Origin of the sequence: Streptomyces sp. NPDC058579 (genome assembly GCF_042718575.1) — a bacterium.
Taxonomy (GTDB): Bacteria; Actinomycetota; Actinomycetes; order Streptomycetales; family Streptomycetaceae; genus Streptomyces.
On record NZ_JBHXPI010000027.1, the window covers coordinates 58,073 to 72,734 of the forward strand.

Sequence of the window (14,662 nt, forward strand, 5' to 3'; positions counted from 1 at the left end):
CGGCTCGCCCCTTGACCTTGGATTCGCATGTGCCTTAACAATGGCCACCGTCAATTTTGCTCGATATCGCTGGGGCGGCGAGCCCTCGATCCGTCAGGGAGTGAAGCACCATGACCGACGATCCATCACGGCGAAACATCCTCAGGAACAGCGGGGTGTTGGCCGGCGCCGCACTCATCGCCGGTGTGCCGGGCGGGCACACGGCGCAGGCTGCTGCCCCGCGAGCGGGCGTGGAATCGCCCGTCGTGGAGCTGCCCGCGGGCCGGCTTCGCGGAGGCACCGAAGGAGGTCTCGCCGTGTTCAAGGGGGTGCCCTACGCGGCGCCGCCGGTCGGCGCCCTCCGCTGGCGGCCGGCTCAGCCCCATCCCGGGTGGCAGGGAACGCGCGACGCGACCGCCTTCGGCCCGAGCGCACCGCAGCTCTACCGGGAAGGGGGCGACCAGGTGCTCGGCACCCACGGCTCTCCCCCCTTCGACGAGGACTGCCTCACGCTCAACGTCTGGACCCCCGGAGCCGGTGGCGCCAAGCGGCCGGTGATGGTGTGGATCCACGGCGGCGGCTTCATATCCGGATCCGGCTCGATGCCGAACTACTCCGGCGAGACCTTCGCCCGCAACGGCGACCTCGTGGTCGTGACCATCAACTACCGTCTCGGACCGCTGGGTTACCTCTACTTCGGGGAGGACGGCGCCGGCGGGAACTTCTGGCTCACCGACCAACTCGCCGCGCTGAACTGGGTACGGGAGAACATCGCCGCGTTCGGCGGCGACCCGGACAACATCACCGTCGCCGGACAGTCCGGCGGTGCGCTGTCGGTCGCGGCGCTGGCCGGCGCCCAGACCAAGGGACGCCCGCTGTTCCGGCGCGCGATCCTGCAGAGCCCGCCGCTCGGGCTGAAGATCCCCACCCGCGCCGAGTCCCTCCAGCGCACCGCCGCGTACCTGGACATCCTCGGAGCCAAGAACGTGGCGGAACTACGGGCCGTGCCCTGGCCCCGCCTGAACGCCGCGACCATCGAGATGTTCGGGCGCACCGCACGGTGGGGTTACTGGTCGACCCCGTACCTGCCGGTGCTCGACGGGGTCACCCTGGACCGCGACCCGGCCGATCTGCTGCTGAGTGGTGCCGGGGCGGGCATCGAGGTCCTGATCGGCTGGACCAGGGAGGAGGCCAACTTCGCCTTCGCGCTGAGCGAGCCGTACGCCGCCGCGACCAGGGAGCAGGTGCTCGCCAGAGTGCGGGACACCTTCGGGAGCCGGGCGGAGCAGGCGTACACCGCGTACGAGGAGGCCCGGCCGGGTGCCCGCCCGGTGGACGTGCTCATGGACCTGATCACCGACGACCTGTTCCGCATGCCGGCCGTGGCGCTGGCCGAACAGCGGGCGGCCCGCGGGCGGCCGGTGTGGGCGTACCAGTTCAACCTCCCCACGCCCGCGCACGGCGGCCGGCTCGCGGCGGCGCACTGCCTGGAGCTGCCGTTCACCTTCAACAACTTCGACAAGTGGTCGCAGGCGCCCTTCCTGGCAGGTCTTGCGCCCAGGGTCCGTGACGGTCTCGCCGAGACCATGCACGCGTCCTGGATCTCCTTCATCCGCACCGGCGACCCGAACCACGACCCCATGCCCCAGTGGGACCGTTACGACCGGGAGTCCCGCACCACGATGGCCCTCGACTCGGTCACCACCGCCGTCGGCGACCTCGCGGGCTACTGGCGGCGCCTGCACCAGCGTCGGTGACGAGCTGTCGGTAGTCCCGGCCCCCGTCCGGGAGCGGCAGCCGCTCCCGGACGGGGGCTCACACGACCGTGGAACCCCGGAGCGTAGATGTCCACCCCACCCGAGCCGATGCCGCTGCCCTTTTCCTGGGCCGACCAGGAACAGCACCTCGTCGGCCACCTCTCGGCGCTGATCCGCCTGAACACCTCGAACCCGCCGGGCAATGAGATCGCCGTCGCACGCCACCTCTCCCGCGAGCTGTCCCGCTCCGGCATCGCACACACCGTCCTGGAGTCCGAGCCCGGACGGGCCAACCTCGTCGCCCGGCTGCCCGGTTCGGGACAGAAGCCGCCGCTCATGCTGTTGAGCCACGCCGACGTGGTGGGCGCGGGGCCCGAGGGGTGGAGCCGTCCGCCCTTCTCGGGCGAGGTGGCCGACGGCCGCGTGTGGGGCCGTGGGGCACTCGACATGAAGGGCCAGGTCGCCGCGAGCCTGCTGGTGATGCAGCTCCTCGCCGCGCACCGGTTCCGGCTGACCCGCGATGTGCTGATGGTGGTCACCGCCGACGAGGAGGCCGGCAGCCGACTGGGGGCGTACTGGCTCTGGGAGAACCATCGCGGTCTCGTCGAGGCGGAGTTGGCGTTCAACGAAGGCGGCGGGCAGCGTTTCATGACGCCCGGCGGGCCTGTGTACACCGTGCAGGTGGCCGAGAAGGGCAGCGCCCGGATGCGGGTCACCGCGCGCGGGCCGGGTGGTCACGCCTCCGTCCCGCGCGCGCAGTCCGCCGTCTTCACGCTGGCCGAGGCCCTGCTGAGGCTGCGCGCGTTCGCGCCGGAGTCGGTGCTGCATCCGGCCTCGCGGCGCATGCTGGGTACCTTGGCGGACCTGCACCCGGGCGCGGGCGCGGAGGCGATCGGGCGGCTGCTTGAGGAGCCGACCTGGGCGGGTGCGAACGGCCTGCCCATCGACCCCGTCCTGCGGGAGTTCGTCGTCGCCGGGCTGCACAACACCGCCACGCCCACCATGCTGGCCGCGGGGCACCGGCAGAACGTGGTTCCCGTCGAGGCGAGCGTGGTCCTCGACGGCCGCCTGCTGCCGGGTGAGCTGCCCGATCGGTGGGTGGAGGAGGTCCAGAGGGCGGCCGGAGACCGTGTCGAGGTGTCGCTGCTGCACGGCAGGGTGAGCCACGCCGGCCACGACGACCCGGAGATCCTGCGGGTCCTGGGCGACACGGTCGCCGCCCACGAACCGGGCGCGCGTGTCCTGCCGTACATCAATCCGGCGGCCACGGACGCCCGCGCCTTCCCCGACACGAAGGTCGTCGGATTCTTTCCCTCCGCGAGTGACGCGGACATCATGCGACTCATCCACGCCCCTGACGAGCACGCCCGGATATCCGACCTGATGTTCGGCGGGAAGTGCCTGCTCGACGCGGTCCTCAGATTCTCGACATGAACGGAGCCACGCCATGGGTGTTGTCATCGAGACCCTGACCGGCAAGATCGAAGGAACAGCCGAGAACGGACTGTCCGTCTTCAAGGGCATCCCCTACTCCCTCCCCTCGGACGGACCCCGGAGGTTCCGGGCGCCGGCCCCGGTCCCCGCATGGGACGGTGTCCGCCCGGCCACGTCCTTCGGCGTCGCACCGCCGCAGTTGCCACTGGTTCCCGGAATGCCTCCGGCCTGGCGACCGGAAGACGGCCTGGACTGCCTCAGCGTGAACGTCTGGACCCCGGGGGGCGCTGGTGACCGGCTGCCGGTCATGGTGTGGATCTACGGCGGGGGCTGGAAGACCGGCTACTCCGCGGATCCCGGCTACGACGGCGAAGTGCTCGCCCGGGGCGGCGTGGTCATGGTGACGTTCAACTACCGCGTCGGATTCGAGGGATTCGGCCATGTACCGGGAGCACCCGCCAACCGCGGCTTCCTCGACCAGGCCGCCGCCCTGACATGGGTACGGGAGAACATCGCGGCCTTCGGCGGCGACCCGGACAACGTGACGATCTTCGGCGAGTCCGGCGGAGGCGCGTCCGTCGCCGCCCTCCTGTCCGCGCCTGCCGCGCGCGGTCTGTTCCGGCGCGCCATCGTCCAGAGCATGGCCGGACGCTTCCTGCCCGAGGAGGAGGCCCGGCGGATCGCCGTGATGACGGCGCAAGCGGTCGGGGTGGGCCTCGACGGTCTGGCCTCCGTACCGCCCGAGGCGCTGCTGGCGGTACAGGACGTGGCACTGCCCGCGATGCGGGCGGAGCCGGCGAACTGGACGACTCCCGAGGCGATCACCGCGTTCTCGCCCGTCATCGACGGCATCACCGTGGTCGACAAGCCGTGGCTGGCCGTCCGTTCAGGGTGCGCGCGTGACGTGGACCTCATCTCCGGATACACGCATGACGAGTTCACCCTGTTCGCCATGGAACGCGGCCTCGTCAAGATCAAGCTCGGCGCGATGGTCAAGGCCATGCCCATGATGCTCGCCGCGGCACGCGCGGGATTCCGCGAGCGGGCATCGCGGAAGCCGGCGCAGCCCTCGGCGAAGGTTCGCGACCTCGACCTCGGGGCCGTCACCGAGGGGTTGGGGCTCGGCCGTGGGGCGGCGGCCGAGTACCGCGCCGCCCACCCGGGCCTGACCGACGCCCAGCTGTACGTCACCGTGTTCTCGGACGCGCTCTTCCGGATGCCCGCGACGTGGCTGGCCGATGCGCACGCCGCGGCGGGCGGGCGGGCGTGGCTGTACGACTTCACCTGGAGCAGTCCCGCGTTCGGCGGGGCCCTCGGCGCCTGCCACACCATGGACATCCCGGCGACGTTCGGCCACACACGGGGGCCGCTGTCGGGCTTCCTGTTCGGCGGCAAGGCCCCGTCCCAGGACTTCACGCACCTGTCGGAACAGCTCCGCGCCTCCTGGATCTCCTTCGCCACCTCGGGAGATCCCGGCTGGTCGCCCTTCACTACGCAGCGGCCGACGGCCCGCCTCTGGGACGTCGAACCGTCGGTCGTCGATGACCCGCTCGCGGCGTCCCGCCGGATCTGGCACGCGGAGTCCGGTCTCTGACGACGTGGGGAGCGGCGCGCTAGGACTCGGACGGCGCCTCTGCCAGGCCGGTGACCTGCTGGACGTGCAGCAGGCTCGGTGGGGCGAGTACGTCGTGCAGCTGCTGGAAGATCTGGCGCGCGACGACCGCGTTCCAGTCGGCGGGGAGCAGCTCGCTGGGCAGGCCCGGGTCGAGGTAGGGCAGGCGGCGCCACTGGGTGAGCATCGGGACGTAGTGGCGGAAGGCCTCGGCGCCGTCGATGTCGCGCTGCCGCGCGAGTCCCGCGGCGACGGGGCCGTACGCGTCGGTGAACGTGGCGTACTGCTGCTGGATCGCCGGGAAGTCCCACCACGAGCTGACCGTCCCGGGCAGGTCGCTGAAGGCGGCGTAGTCCGCGGCGAACAGGTGGACGTAGTCGCTGAGCCCGCGCCGGACGAGCATCTCGCGGGCGTCGCCGAGGAGCCGGCCGGGTGCCAGCCACACGCCGGGGGCGATGTTGCCGAAGCCGAGCCAGGTCAGCCGGGTGCGCAGCTGGTAGCGGTACGAGCGCTCGGACTCCGGTACGGAGAAGACGGCCATCGCCCAGCCGTCGCTGAGCTTCGCCGGCTCGAGGCTGCCGAAGATCCGCCGGTCACCCTCGTCGAAGACGGGTCGCGCGGCGGGGCTCAGCCGGTAGCCGGTGGCGCCGCGGCGCTCCGGTTCGAGTACGCCCTTCTTCTTGAGCCGGGAGATCGCCGAGCGCGCCGCCGGGCCGTCGACGTCCAGCTCCGACATCAGGGTGATGAGGTCGGCGACGGAGATCCAGCCTCCGAGGCGTCGCAGGAACGCCCCGTAGACCGTGTTGATCAACGAGCTGGGCCTGAGGGGACTGTCCGCCATGATCGCCTTCCGTCGTACGCGGTCGCGATCCTACCGAGCCGGGAGGACGGGGCACCGTCCAGGTTCAGGGTCACGGCCGGGTGTGCGACGACGGGGCGGCAGTCCATCCTCATTCCGCGTAGGCGCCGGACAGGAGGTGGCCCGCGCCGGGGGCCGTCGCCGGAAGGTCCAGGGCGCGCAGCATCTGGTGGGCCGTGCACACGGCCGCCGAGACAACCGGCTTGCCGAGGAGCTGCTCGGCTTCCTCGATCGCGCCGAGGGACGGCATCTGGACGCAGGCGGAGAGCACGACGGCGTCGGCGTCGCTGTGGTCCAGGGCCTTGGCGAGCCCGGGAAGACGTGCGGGGTCGTGCGCGGCGACGTCGAGGTTGTTGGGGATCTCCAGGGCCTGGTAGTCGAGCACCTCGATGCCCTCGTGGGTGAGGTAGTCGACGACGGTCTTCGTCAGCGGGCGCATGTACGGGGCGATCAGGGCGATCTTCTTCGCCCCGAGGGTGTTCAGACCGTGTACGAGGGCGCCTGCGCTGGTGACGACGGGGGCCGGCGCGGCGTTCTCCACGGTACGCAGGTGCAGCCGCTCCTCGGAGGTGCGGTGGTAGCCGAGCCCCATGCTCATGATGGCGACCAGGCAGGCGTAGCCGAGGACGTCCACGTGCGCGTCGGAGAGCTCGACGGCACAGCGGTCGGAGTCGGCGTCCATGGCCTTGAGCTGTTCCGGGGTGACGTGGGTCATCCGCATCCGGCTGGAGTGGAAGGTGAAGCGTTCCGGCGCGACGGTCTCCCGGGCGCGCAGGATCGCGGGGACCTCGGTCTCCATGGTGACGTTGGAGCTCGGCACGATCTGGCCGATGCGGTAGGTGCGGGGGTTGCGGTCGGGCACGGTCGCTCCTCAGCGGGCGTCGACGACGGGGTTGGTCAGGGTGCCGATGCCTTCGACCGTGGCCTCGACGGTGTCTCCGGGGTGCAGGAACTCCGGCGGGACCATGCCCGCTCCGACACCGGCGGGCGATCCCGTGGCGATGACGTCACCGGGTTCGAGGGTGACGCCGGAGGAGATGTCGGCGATGAGGCGGGCGATGGGGAAGAGCATGTGGCGGGTGTTGGACTTCTGCTTGGTGACGCCGTTGACGCGCAGGGAGAGGTCCAGGGCCATGGGGTCCTGGATCTCGTCGGCCGTGACGACGGCGGGGCCGAAGGGGGCGTAGGAGTCCTGGCCCTTGGAGAAGAACCACTGGCCGGAGCGGCGCTGGTCGCGGGCGCTGATGTCGTTGACGATGCTGTAGCCGAAGATGTGGTCGTACGCCTCCTCCTCACTCACCCGGAACGCGGTGCGGCCGATGACGACGGCCAGTTCGCACTCCCAGTCCAGCTGCGTGGTCAGGTCCGCGTTGTGCAGGATCGGCTGGCCGGGGCCGGTGACGGCCGTGGCGGGCTTGCTGAAGAGCACGGGGCGCGAGGGGCGCTCCTTGTCGGTGTCCAGGCTTCGGCTGGACTCCTCGACGTGCTCGACGTAGTTCAGTCCGACCCCGATGATCTTGCCGGGGCGCAGCGGGGCCCGCAGCGACACCTCGTCGAGCCGGTGCACGGCCTCGGCCGGCCAGGCCGCGGGACCGCCGGCCAGCAGGCCACGCGCGGTGTCCTGGGCGGTCGCGCCCGCCTGGATGAACGACAGCAGATCCAGGGGCAGTTGTGCGTCGGCCCGGGCGGCCAGGGTGGCGAGGTCGACGACGAGGTCGTCGACCTGCGCGCCCAGGCGCTCGGGCGAGTCATTGAGGGTGTAGGCGACCAGCCGCATGGCGGGCTCCTTGCGTGTGATGGGAAAAGGGGGTTGAGGCTGAGGGGACAGGGCGGTGGTGGAACTCAGGTCGCTCCACCACCGCCCCGGTCCGGGGCGGTGCGGGGAATGGAAACCGCGCCCGGCTCGGTGCTCCGCCGTACCGGCGCCGGTGTCAGGGCCGGCGGCGTCCGGTACGGCGGAGCGGTTCAGACGGTGGGCTGGTGCCCGCCGTTGTCGGTGTACGCCTCTTCGCGGTGGAAGCCGAGGGAGCGCATGACGGGGAAGTCGTTGAAGGAGAAGAGGCAGGCGTCCTCGGACTGATCGAGGTTGTGGTGCTCGTGCCAGGCCCAGGAGGGGACGCAGAACATGTCACCCTGCTGCCACTCGAACCGCTGTCCGGCGATCACCGAGACACCGCGCCCCTTGGCGGCGGTGTAGATCACCGACCCGGTGTGGCGGTGCGCCCGCGTGGCCTGGCCGGGGCGCAGGAGCTGCATGTGGGCGCCCATGGTGGGCATGACGGAGCCGCCGGTGACCGGGTTGGTGTACTCGGCGATCACGCCGTCGTACGGGGATCCCTCGGTGGCCTTGGCGAGACCCTGCAGGGCCTCGTACGTGGGCTCCCACGGGAACGCCAGGAGCGGCGAGTAGGGGCGGGTCCACTTCTCCACGCCGTAAGGGAGCAGGTTCGCTCCGTACGTCAGCACTGAGGAGTTGATGACCTTTCCGGGGGTCTGGTACAGCTCGGGGTGGACCTCGTAGAAGCCCGCGTCGAGGGCGTTGACCAGCGGGATGTCGAGTCCGTCCTGCCAGATGACGGGGGCGTCGGCGGACTCGTTGCCGTGCTCGTGCCAGGTGCCGTTCGGGGTGATGGCGAAGTCGCCGGGTCCGACCTTCAGCTTCTGACCGTCGACGATCGTCCAGGCGCCGGTGCCCTCGTGGACGAAGCGCAGGGCGGCGGCCTGGTGGCGGTGGGCGGTCATGGCCTCGCCGGGGCCCATGATCTGGAGCCCGGTGTAGAGCAGGCCCACGGCGGCGCTGACGTCCTTGCGGCCCGGGTTGACGAGCATCACGACGCGGCGGCCGGCGTCGTCCGCCTTGACCAGGTCGAGGGCCTTGCGGACCAGGGGCCGCAGTTCGTTGTAGCGCCACAGCACGGGTACGGACTTCGGCTGGGGGTACCAGGGCTCGATGTCGTTGGCCACGGTCCACAGCGCGCCGGCTTCAAGCTGGGCGAGTTCGCCGTAGAACGCGGTGAGTTCAGGGGAGTCGGACACCCGTGCTCGGCCCAGCCGGCTGTCGTCGTACTCGGTGGTCATGCGTCCTCCTTCGTGATGCCGGTGATGCCGGCGACGTCGTTCGAGTGCGGTGCCGCGGTGTGCGCCGGATCCGTCGCGAAGGTCACCGGGGTGCGGGGGCGGTTGTCGACGTGGAGCTGGAAGACGTCGAACCGGTTGTAGTGGCCGACGATGTCGTGCATCTGCTTGGGCTGGATGCACCGGGCCAGGTCGATCTCGGCGTAGACGATTCCCTCGTCGTCGACGAGCGGTTCGGTGACCGGGCGGCCGTCGGGGCCGAAGATCCCGGACAGGGCGCTGCGCGGGCGGGTGAACTGCTTGCGCAGCTCCTCGTCGTCCCCGGCGATGGCGTCGACGATCTCCGGCGAGATCGTCGAACAGGCCACGACGGAGAAGACCTTGCCCTCGAAGCTGTGGGCGGCGGTGCGGACGGCGATGGCTTCGGCCATGTCGTAGTCGGCGGGTGCCACCGGCAGGGCGATGTAGCAGGAGGCGTGGACCAGTTCGCCCTGCGCGAGGAGCGTGAAGCGGGCGAGGGTGTTGGTGTTCTCGCCACAGGCGAGGGCGCCGAGCGGGCCGACGGGCGTCTGATGCACCCTGAGCGAACTGCCGTCCCCGCCGGTCCAAGTGAGCTTCTCGGCCCACGTGGGCACCAACTTGCGGTGCACGCCGAGGAGTTCACCGTCCGGGCCGATGGTGAGCAGGGTGTTGTAGAGGACGCCGAGGCTGTGCGGCCCGCGTTCGTTGACGCCGATGACGAGGACGATCCCGTACTGGCGTGCGGCGGCCCGCAGTTGATCGACGTACGGCCCCGGCACATCGATGGCCGAGCGGTAGAGGCGCTCGAACCAGGGTGAGCCCTGGACCGGGTTCATCGTCCAGTTCCAGTACGGATAGCCGGGGACGAACACCTCGGGGAAGACGACCAGTTCGGCGCCTCCGGCGGCCGCCTCCGCGATGAGGGCGATCGCCTTGTCGACGGTCGCCGCGGCATCCAGGTACACGGGAGCCGCTTGCACGGCCGCGGCGGTGAAGCGTGGCAGATTGTCCATCGGTTCTCCAGGTCAGCAGGCGGATACGGCAGCGGTCGCGGCGGTGGATGCGGCAGCGGTCGCGGCGGCGGGGAGGCGCGGAACCCAGCGCTGGTGCACCGGGGCGGAGGCCGCGCGGAGAAGCTGGAGGCGGGGCGGAACGCGGTCGGTGCGCGCACCCGGGGGGCGTCCGCTGCCCGCCCGCCAGGAGGCGGGCCAGGGCGCCGCCGGGCCGTGGTAGCCCTGGGCGGCGGCTGCGTGCAGGGTCCACAGGGGGTCGTGGATCTGGGCGCGGCCGACGGCGCACAGGTCGGCCCGGCCGGCCAGGATGATCGAGTTCACGTCGTCGTAGGTGGAGATCGCGCCGACGGCGATGGTGGGTATGTCCGTGGCGTTGCGGATCAGGTCGGCGTACGGGGTCTGGTAGCTGCGGCCGTACCGGGGCCGCTCGTGCGCGACGACCTCGCCGGTGGACACGTCGATCGCGTCGGCGCCCGCCGCGCCGAGTGCGCGGGCGATCTCCACGGCTTCGGCCTCGCTGGTGCCCCCGTCGGCCCAGTCCGCGGCGGAGACGCGGACCACGAGGGCCTTGCCCTCGGGCCAGACTGCGCGCACCGCGCGCAGCACTTCGAGGGGGAAGCGCAGCCGGCCGGTGAGACTCCCGCCGTACTCGTCCGTCCGCACGTTGGTGAGCGGCGAGAGGAACCCGGACATCAAGTGGCCGTGTCCGTACTGGAGTTCCAGCACGTCGAAGCCGGCGCGGTGGGCGCGTTCGGCCGCGGCGACGAAGTCGCGTGCGATGTCGTCCATGTCCTGCCGGGTCGCTTCCCGCGGGACGACGGCGCCGTCGGTCCAGGCCAGCGGGGAGGCGGCGACGAGCGGCCACCCCTCGGCTCCGAGCGGGACGGACCTGCCGTCCGCGCGGGGGACGCTCGTCGCGGCACGGCGGCCGGCGTGGGTGAGCTGGATGCCCAGGCAGGTGTCCGACTGGCCGTGCACGAACGCGGTGACGCGCCGCCAGGCGGCCTCCTGCTCGTCCGTGTACAGGCCGGGGCAGCCCGCGGAGGCCCGGCCGTCCGCGCTGACCGCGGTCATTCCGGCGAGGACCAGGCCGGAGCCGCCCAGCGCCTGGGTGCTCAGGTGGACGAGGTCGAAGTCGCCGGGGACTCCGTCGCGTGCGGTGTAGAGCGCGGTGGGCGGTACGACGACCCGGTTGCGCAGGAGCAGCCCGCCGAGTCGGAAGGGGCGGAACATGGGTGGCACGGTGGCGGCGGCGCCGGGCCGGGTGACGGTCAGCGCGTTGCCGTCGGCGTGCCAGGAGTCGACCGCGGTGGTGAAGTCCTCGTCGCGTACGCGCAGGTTGTCGTAGGTGACGCGGCGGCTGCGGGTGAGGAGGTTGAAGGCGAACTGCGGGGGCTCCTGAGCCGTGTAGCGGCCGACGTTCTCGAACCATTCGAGGCTGGCCTGGGCGGCTCGCTGGGTGGATTCGACCACCGGCCGGCGCTCGGCCTCGTAGGCGGCGAGCGCCGAGCTCACGTCCGGGTGTTCGTGCAGGCAGGCGGCCAGGGCGAGGGCGTCCTCCATGGCGAGCTTGGTGCCGGAGCCGATGGAGAAGTGGGCGGTGTGGGCCGCATCGCCGAGCAGGACCACGTTGCCGTGGCGCCAGGAGGCGTTGCGTACCGTGGTGAAACGTATCCACTTCGAGGCGTTGGGGATCAGGCGGTGGCCGTCGAGGTGGTCGGCCAGGATCTCCTCGCACCGTCGGACGCTCGCCTCGTCGCTCTCGCCGCGCGCGAACTCCCGGTCGGCGAGCGCCTCGAAACCCGCCCGCCGCCAGTCGTCCTCGGCGATCTCGACGATGAACGTGCTGCGCTTGTCGTCGTACGGGTAGGCGTGGACCTGGATGCTGCCGAACTCCCCCTTCTCGACGATGAAGGTGAACGCCTCGAAGACGCGGTCGGTGGAGAGCCACATGTAGCGGCAGTGGCGCTCGTCCAGGTCCGGGCGGAAGCTGTCGGCGTACGTCTCGCGGGCCGCGGAGCGGATTCCGTCCGCGGCGACCACCAGGTCGTACCCGGCGGAGAGCTCCTCGACGGGTGGTGCCTCGGTGCCGTAGCGCACCTCCACCCCAAGCTCGGCGCAGCGCTTCTGCAGGATCTCCCGCAGCCGGTTGCGGTCGAGCGCGGCGAAGCCGTGGCCACCGGAGATGTGGACCTCGCCGCCGAAGCGGACGTCGATGTCGCTCCACCGGGCGAACTCCGCGGACATCGCCGCGAACACGGCGGGATCGGCCTGCGCGATGCCGTCCAGCGTCTCGTCGGAGAACACCACGCCGAAGCCGAACGCGTCGTCGCGGGCGTTGCGCTCCCAGACCGTGATCTCCCACTCCGGTGAGAGCTGCTGGGCCAGCGCCGCGAAGTACAACCCGCCGGGCCCTCCCCCGATGACTGCTACACGCACGGTGTTCCTCCTAGTGGTTCCGAACAGCAGAATATGTCGTTGATTTGGCGAGCGTCAAGAAGTCGACACATTCTGCGGAGTACGTTCGACTCGTCGCCGCGGGTCACGCGAAGAGCTCGGGGGCTTGCGGACCGGCCTTCGTGAGGACCTCCCGCACGTCATCGGGCCAGGCCGCGGACCCGGTGGCCCGTGAAGCCGAGTGGGCGATGACCATGCGCCCGGTGGCGGCCGGCTCGTCCCCCTCACCGCGGACGGTGAAGGCGTAGTGCAGGGAACTGGTTCCGACCTTGGTGATCTTCAGTTCGGTACGGACGGTCTCGCCGAACCAGAGCCGGGCCCGGTAGTCGGCCTCGAAGTGGACGCGGGGCGTGCTGCCGAAGAGATGGGCGAGGCCAAGCCTCCGCAGCAGGACCGCCTCCGCCGCCTCGACCCAGCGCACCACCGTGGAGTGGTGGTAGTGGCCGGCCGCGTCCGTGTCGGGCCATTCGACGCGCCGCTCGATGACGACGCTGGGCAGGTTCTGCGCGAGGGCCTCGGGGCATCCCGCGGCGCAGCTGCCCGTCGCCGAGGAATCCGCCTGCCGCGGGCTTGAGTTGTCCATGATCGTGCCTTTCGTTCGGCGCTAGGCGGTGTGCTGGGTGGGGCGCTGGGCAGGGTGCCCGGAGGCGTGCTGGGCACGCTTGCGCAGCTCGGCGCGCTGGAGCTTTCCGTTGCTCGTACGCGGGAGCTCGGTGACGAACTCGACGGAGCGCGGGTACTTGTAGGGCGCGACGGTTCGCTTCACGTGGTCCTGGAGTTCCTTGACCGTCGCCCCGTCGGGCGCGACACCGGGCCGGAGGATCACGTACGCCTTGACGAGCATGCCGCGCTTGTCGTCCGGGGCTCCGACGACGCCGCATTCCTCGACGTACGGATGGGTGGCGAGCGCCTTCTCGACCTCGGGTCCTGCGATGTTGTAGCCGGAGGAGACGATCATGTCGTCGCTGCGGGCCACGTACCAGAAGTAGCCGTCGGCATCCCGGATGTAGGTGTCGCCGGTGATGTTCCAGCCGTTCTTGACGTACACACTCTGGCGCGGGTCCTCCATGTACCGGCAGCCCGTGGGGCCGGTCACGGCGAGCAGGCCGGGCTGCCCGTCCGGGACGGGCTCACCCGCCTCGTCCACGACGCGGGCCCGGTATCCGGGGACGGGCCTGCCCGTCGAGCCGGGACGTATCTCGTCGTCGGAGGCCGAGATGAACACGTGGAGCATCTCGGTGGCGCCGATGCCGTCGATGATGCGCAGCCCGGTGGCCGCGTGGAACTCCTCCCACACGGCCGCGGGCAGCGCCTCCCCCGCCGACACGCAGCGGCGCAGGCCCGCCAGCCGGTCCACCGCGTCGGCCGCCATGATGGCCCGGTAGGCGGTGGGCGCGGTGAAGAGCACGGTGACTCCGTGTTCCGCCACGAGATCGGCCAACTGGCGCGGCGCGGCCTGCTCGATCAGCAGGGTGGACGCCCCCACGGAGAGCGGGAAGACCACCAGCCCCCCGAGCCCGAACGTGAAGGCCAGGGGCGGGGTTCCGGTGAAGACATCGTCCTGATGGGGTCGCAGGACATGGCGGGAGAAGGTGTCGGCATTGGCCAGCACGTCCCGGTGGAAGTGCAGGGTCGCCTTCGGCCGCCCGGTCGTTCCCGAGGTGAAGGCGATCAGGGCCACGTCGTCCGCCGCGGTGGCGACACTGGAGAACCGCCCGTCCTTCGCCGTGCAGCGCGCGACCAGGTCCCCCTCGCCCGTACCGCCGTAGGCCAGCACGGCCGGGCCGGACGTGCCGATGGCCGCGAGCTCCTCCAGGTAGCGGTGGTCACAGACGGCCACGGTCGGCCGGCTGATCTCGCAGAGCTCCGCGAGCTCGCCGACACGCAGCAGCGGCATGGTGGTGACGGCGACACCGCCGGCCTTGAGGACCCCGAGCCAAGTGGCCACCAGCCAGGGGTTGTTGGGGCCGCGCAGCAGAACCCGGTTGCCGGGAACGAGGCCGAAGTCCTCGGTGAGAACCTGGGCGACCTGGTTGGCCCGTTCCAGCAGGTCGCCGTAGGTCCACCGCTCCGTGGGACTCAGCAGACAGGGCCGGTCGGGCCCCCAGCGCCGGACGGCATCGTCGAGCAGTCGCTCGGCACAGTTGAGCCGGTCCGGGTAGCACAACTCCGGTAGGTCGAAGTGCAGTTCGGGCCAGAGGGAAGCGGGCGGGAGCCGATCGCGACAGAACGTATCGACGTGGGCAGACGGGGAGAGCTCCATGGGGCGGCACCTCAATCTCGGGGCAGCAGGGAGAGTGGGGAAAGTATCTCGCTAATCTTCCGACCGTCAATGATTCGCGATACTCGATTTTGGTAACAGCGTGTTACGCGGACGTTCGCCGACACGAGGACGCCGGACGCCCGCACCGACAGGTAGCTGTTACACGTGTAACATGCCAGGCACCTTCCCGGC

At 71.0% G+C, this 14,662-nt stretch carries 11 protein-coding genes; 3 read left to right on the forward strand and 8 right to left on the reverse strand.

What is annotated here, in order from left to right:
- The first annotated feature begins 110 nt into the window (after positions 1-110).
- The 3 genes from ACFWRO_RS25675 to ACFWRO_RS25685 all read left to right on the forward strand — a co-directional run bounded on the left by ACFWRO_RS25675 (position 111) and on the right by ACFWRO_RS25685 (position 4,764).
- On the forward strand, positions 111-1,736 hold the full coding sequence (locus ACFWRO_RS25675; protein ID WP_384513646.1) for a carboxylesterase/lipase family protein: 1,626 nt from the start codon (positions 111-113) through the stop codon (positions 1,734-1,736).
- Positions 1,737-1,823: 87 nt separating this feature from the next.
- Positions 1,824-3,170, forward strand: a complete 1,347-nt coding sequence (locus ACFWRO_RS25680) for a M20/M25/M40 family metallo-hydrolase (protein WP_384513648.1) — start codon at positions 1,824-1,826, stop codon at positions 3,168-3,170.
- Positions 3,171-3,183: 13 nt separating this feature from the next.
- Positions 3,184-4,764 carry a carboxylesterase/lipase family protein gene (locus ACFWRO_RS25685; RefSeq protein WP_384513650.1) on the forward strand — a complete coding sequence of 527 codons (1,581 nt, stop codon included), beginning with the start codon at positions 3,184-3,186 and terminating at the stop codon, positions 4,762-4,764.
- A gap of 19 nt (positions 4,765-4,783) precedes the next feature.
- Here the strand turns inward: ACFWRO_RS25685 and ACFWRO_RS25690 are convergent, their stop codons facing one another.
- From ACFWRO_RS25690 to ACFWRO_RS25725, 8 genes are all read right to left on the reverse strand, one after another.
- On the reverse strand, positions 4,784-5,623 hold the full coding sequence (locus tag ACFWRO_RS25690; RefSeq protein ID WP_384513652.1) for a PaaX family transcriptional regulator C-terminal domain-containing protein: 840 nt from the start codon (positions 5,621-5,623) through the stop codon (positions 4,784-4,786).
- A gap of 109 nt (positions 5,624-5,732) precedes the next feature.
- A complete protein-coding gene (locus ACFWRO_RS25695) occupies positions 5,733-6,440 on the reverse strand; it encodes an Asp/Glu racemase (RefSeq protein WP_384513689.1) in 708 nt (235 codons plus the stop codon).
- A gap of 72 nt (positions 6,441-6,512) precedes the next feature.
- Positions 6,513-7,418, reverse strand: coding sequence for a fumarylacetoacetate hydrolase family protein (locus ACFWRO_RS25700; protein WP_384513654.1), 906 nt, complete (start codon positions 7,416-7,418; stop codon positions 6,513-6,515).
- 188 nt (positions 7,419-7,606) lie between these two features.
- The gene (locus tag ACFWRO_RS25705) at positions 7,607-8,719 is read right to left on the reverse strand and encodes a cupin domain-containing protein (protein WP_384513655.1); all 1,113 of its coding nucleotides are present in this window, start codon (positions 8,717-8,719) and stop codon (positions 7,607-7,609) included.
- Complete coding sequence (locus tag ACFWRO_RS25710) at positions 8,716-9,750, reverse strand: carbon-nitrogen hydrolase family protein (RefSeq protein ID WP_384513657.1); 1,035 nt, start codon at positions 9,748-9,750, stop codon at positions 8,716-8,718. The genes ACFWRO_RS25705 and ACFWRO_RS25710 overlap by 4 nt, the downstream gene beginning before the upstream one ends.
- A 12-nt stretch (positions 9,751-9,762) precedes the next feature.
- The gene (locus ACFWRO_RS25715; RefSeq protein WP_384513659.1) at positions 9,763-12,189 is read right to left on the reverse strand and encodes a bifunctional salicylyl-CoA 5-hydroxylase/oxidoreductase; all 2,427 of its coding nucleotides are present in this window, start codon (positions 12,187-12,189) and stop codon (positions 9,763-9,765) included.
- A gap of 103 nt (positions 12,190-12,292) precedes the next feature.
- Positions 12,293-12,790, reverse strand: coding sequence for an acyl-CoA thioesterase (locus ACFWRO_RS25720; RefSeq protein ID WP_384513661.1), 498 nt, complete (start codon positions 12,788-12,790; stop codon positions 12,293-12,295).
- A gap of 21 nt (positions 12,791-12,811) precedes the next feature.
- On the reverse strand, positions 12,812-14,470 hold the full coding sequence (locus ACFWRO_RS25725; protein ID WP_384513662.1) for an AMP-binding protein: 1,659 nt from the start codon (positions 14,468-14,470) through the stop codon (positions 12,812-12,814).
- Positions 14,471-14,662 lie beyond the last annotated feature (192 nt).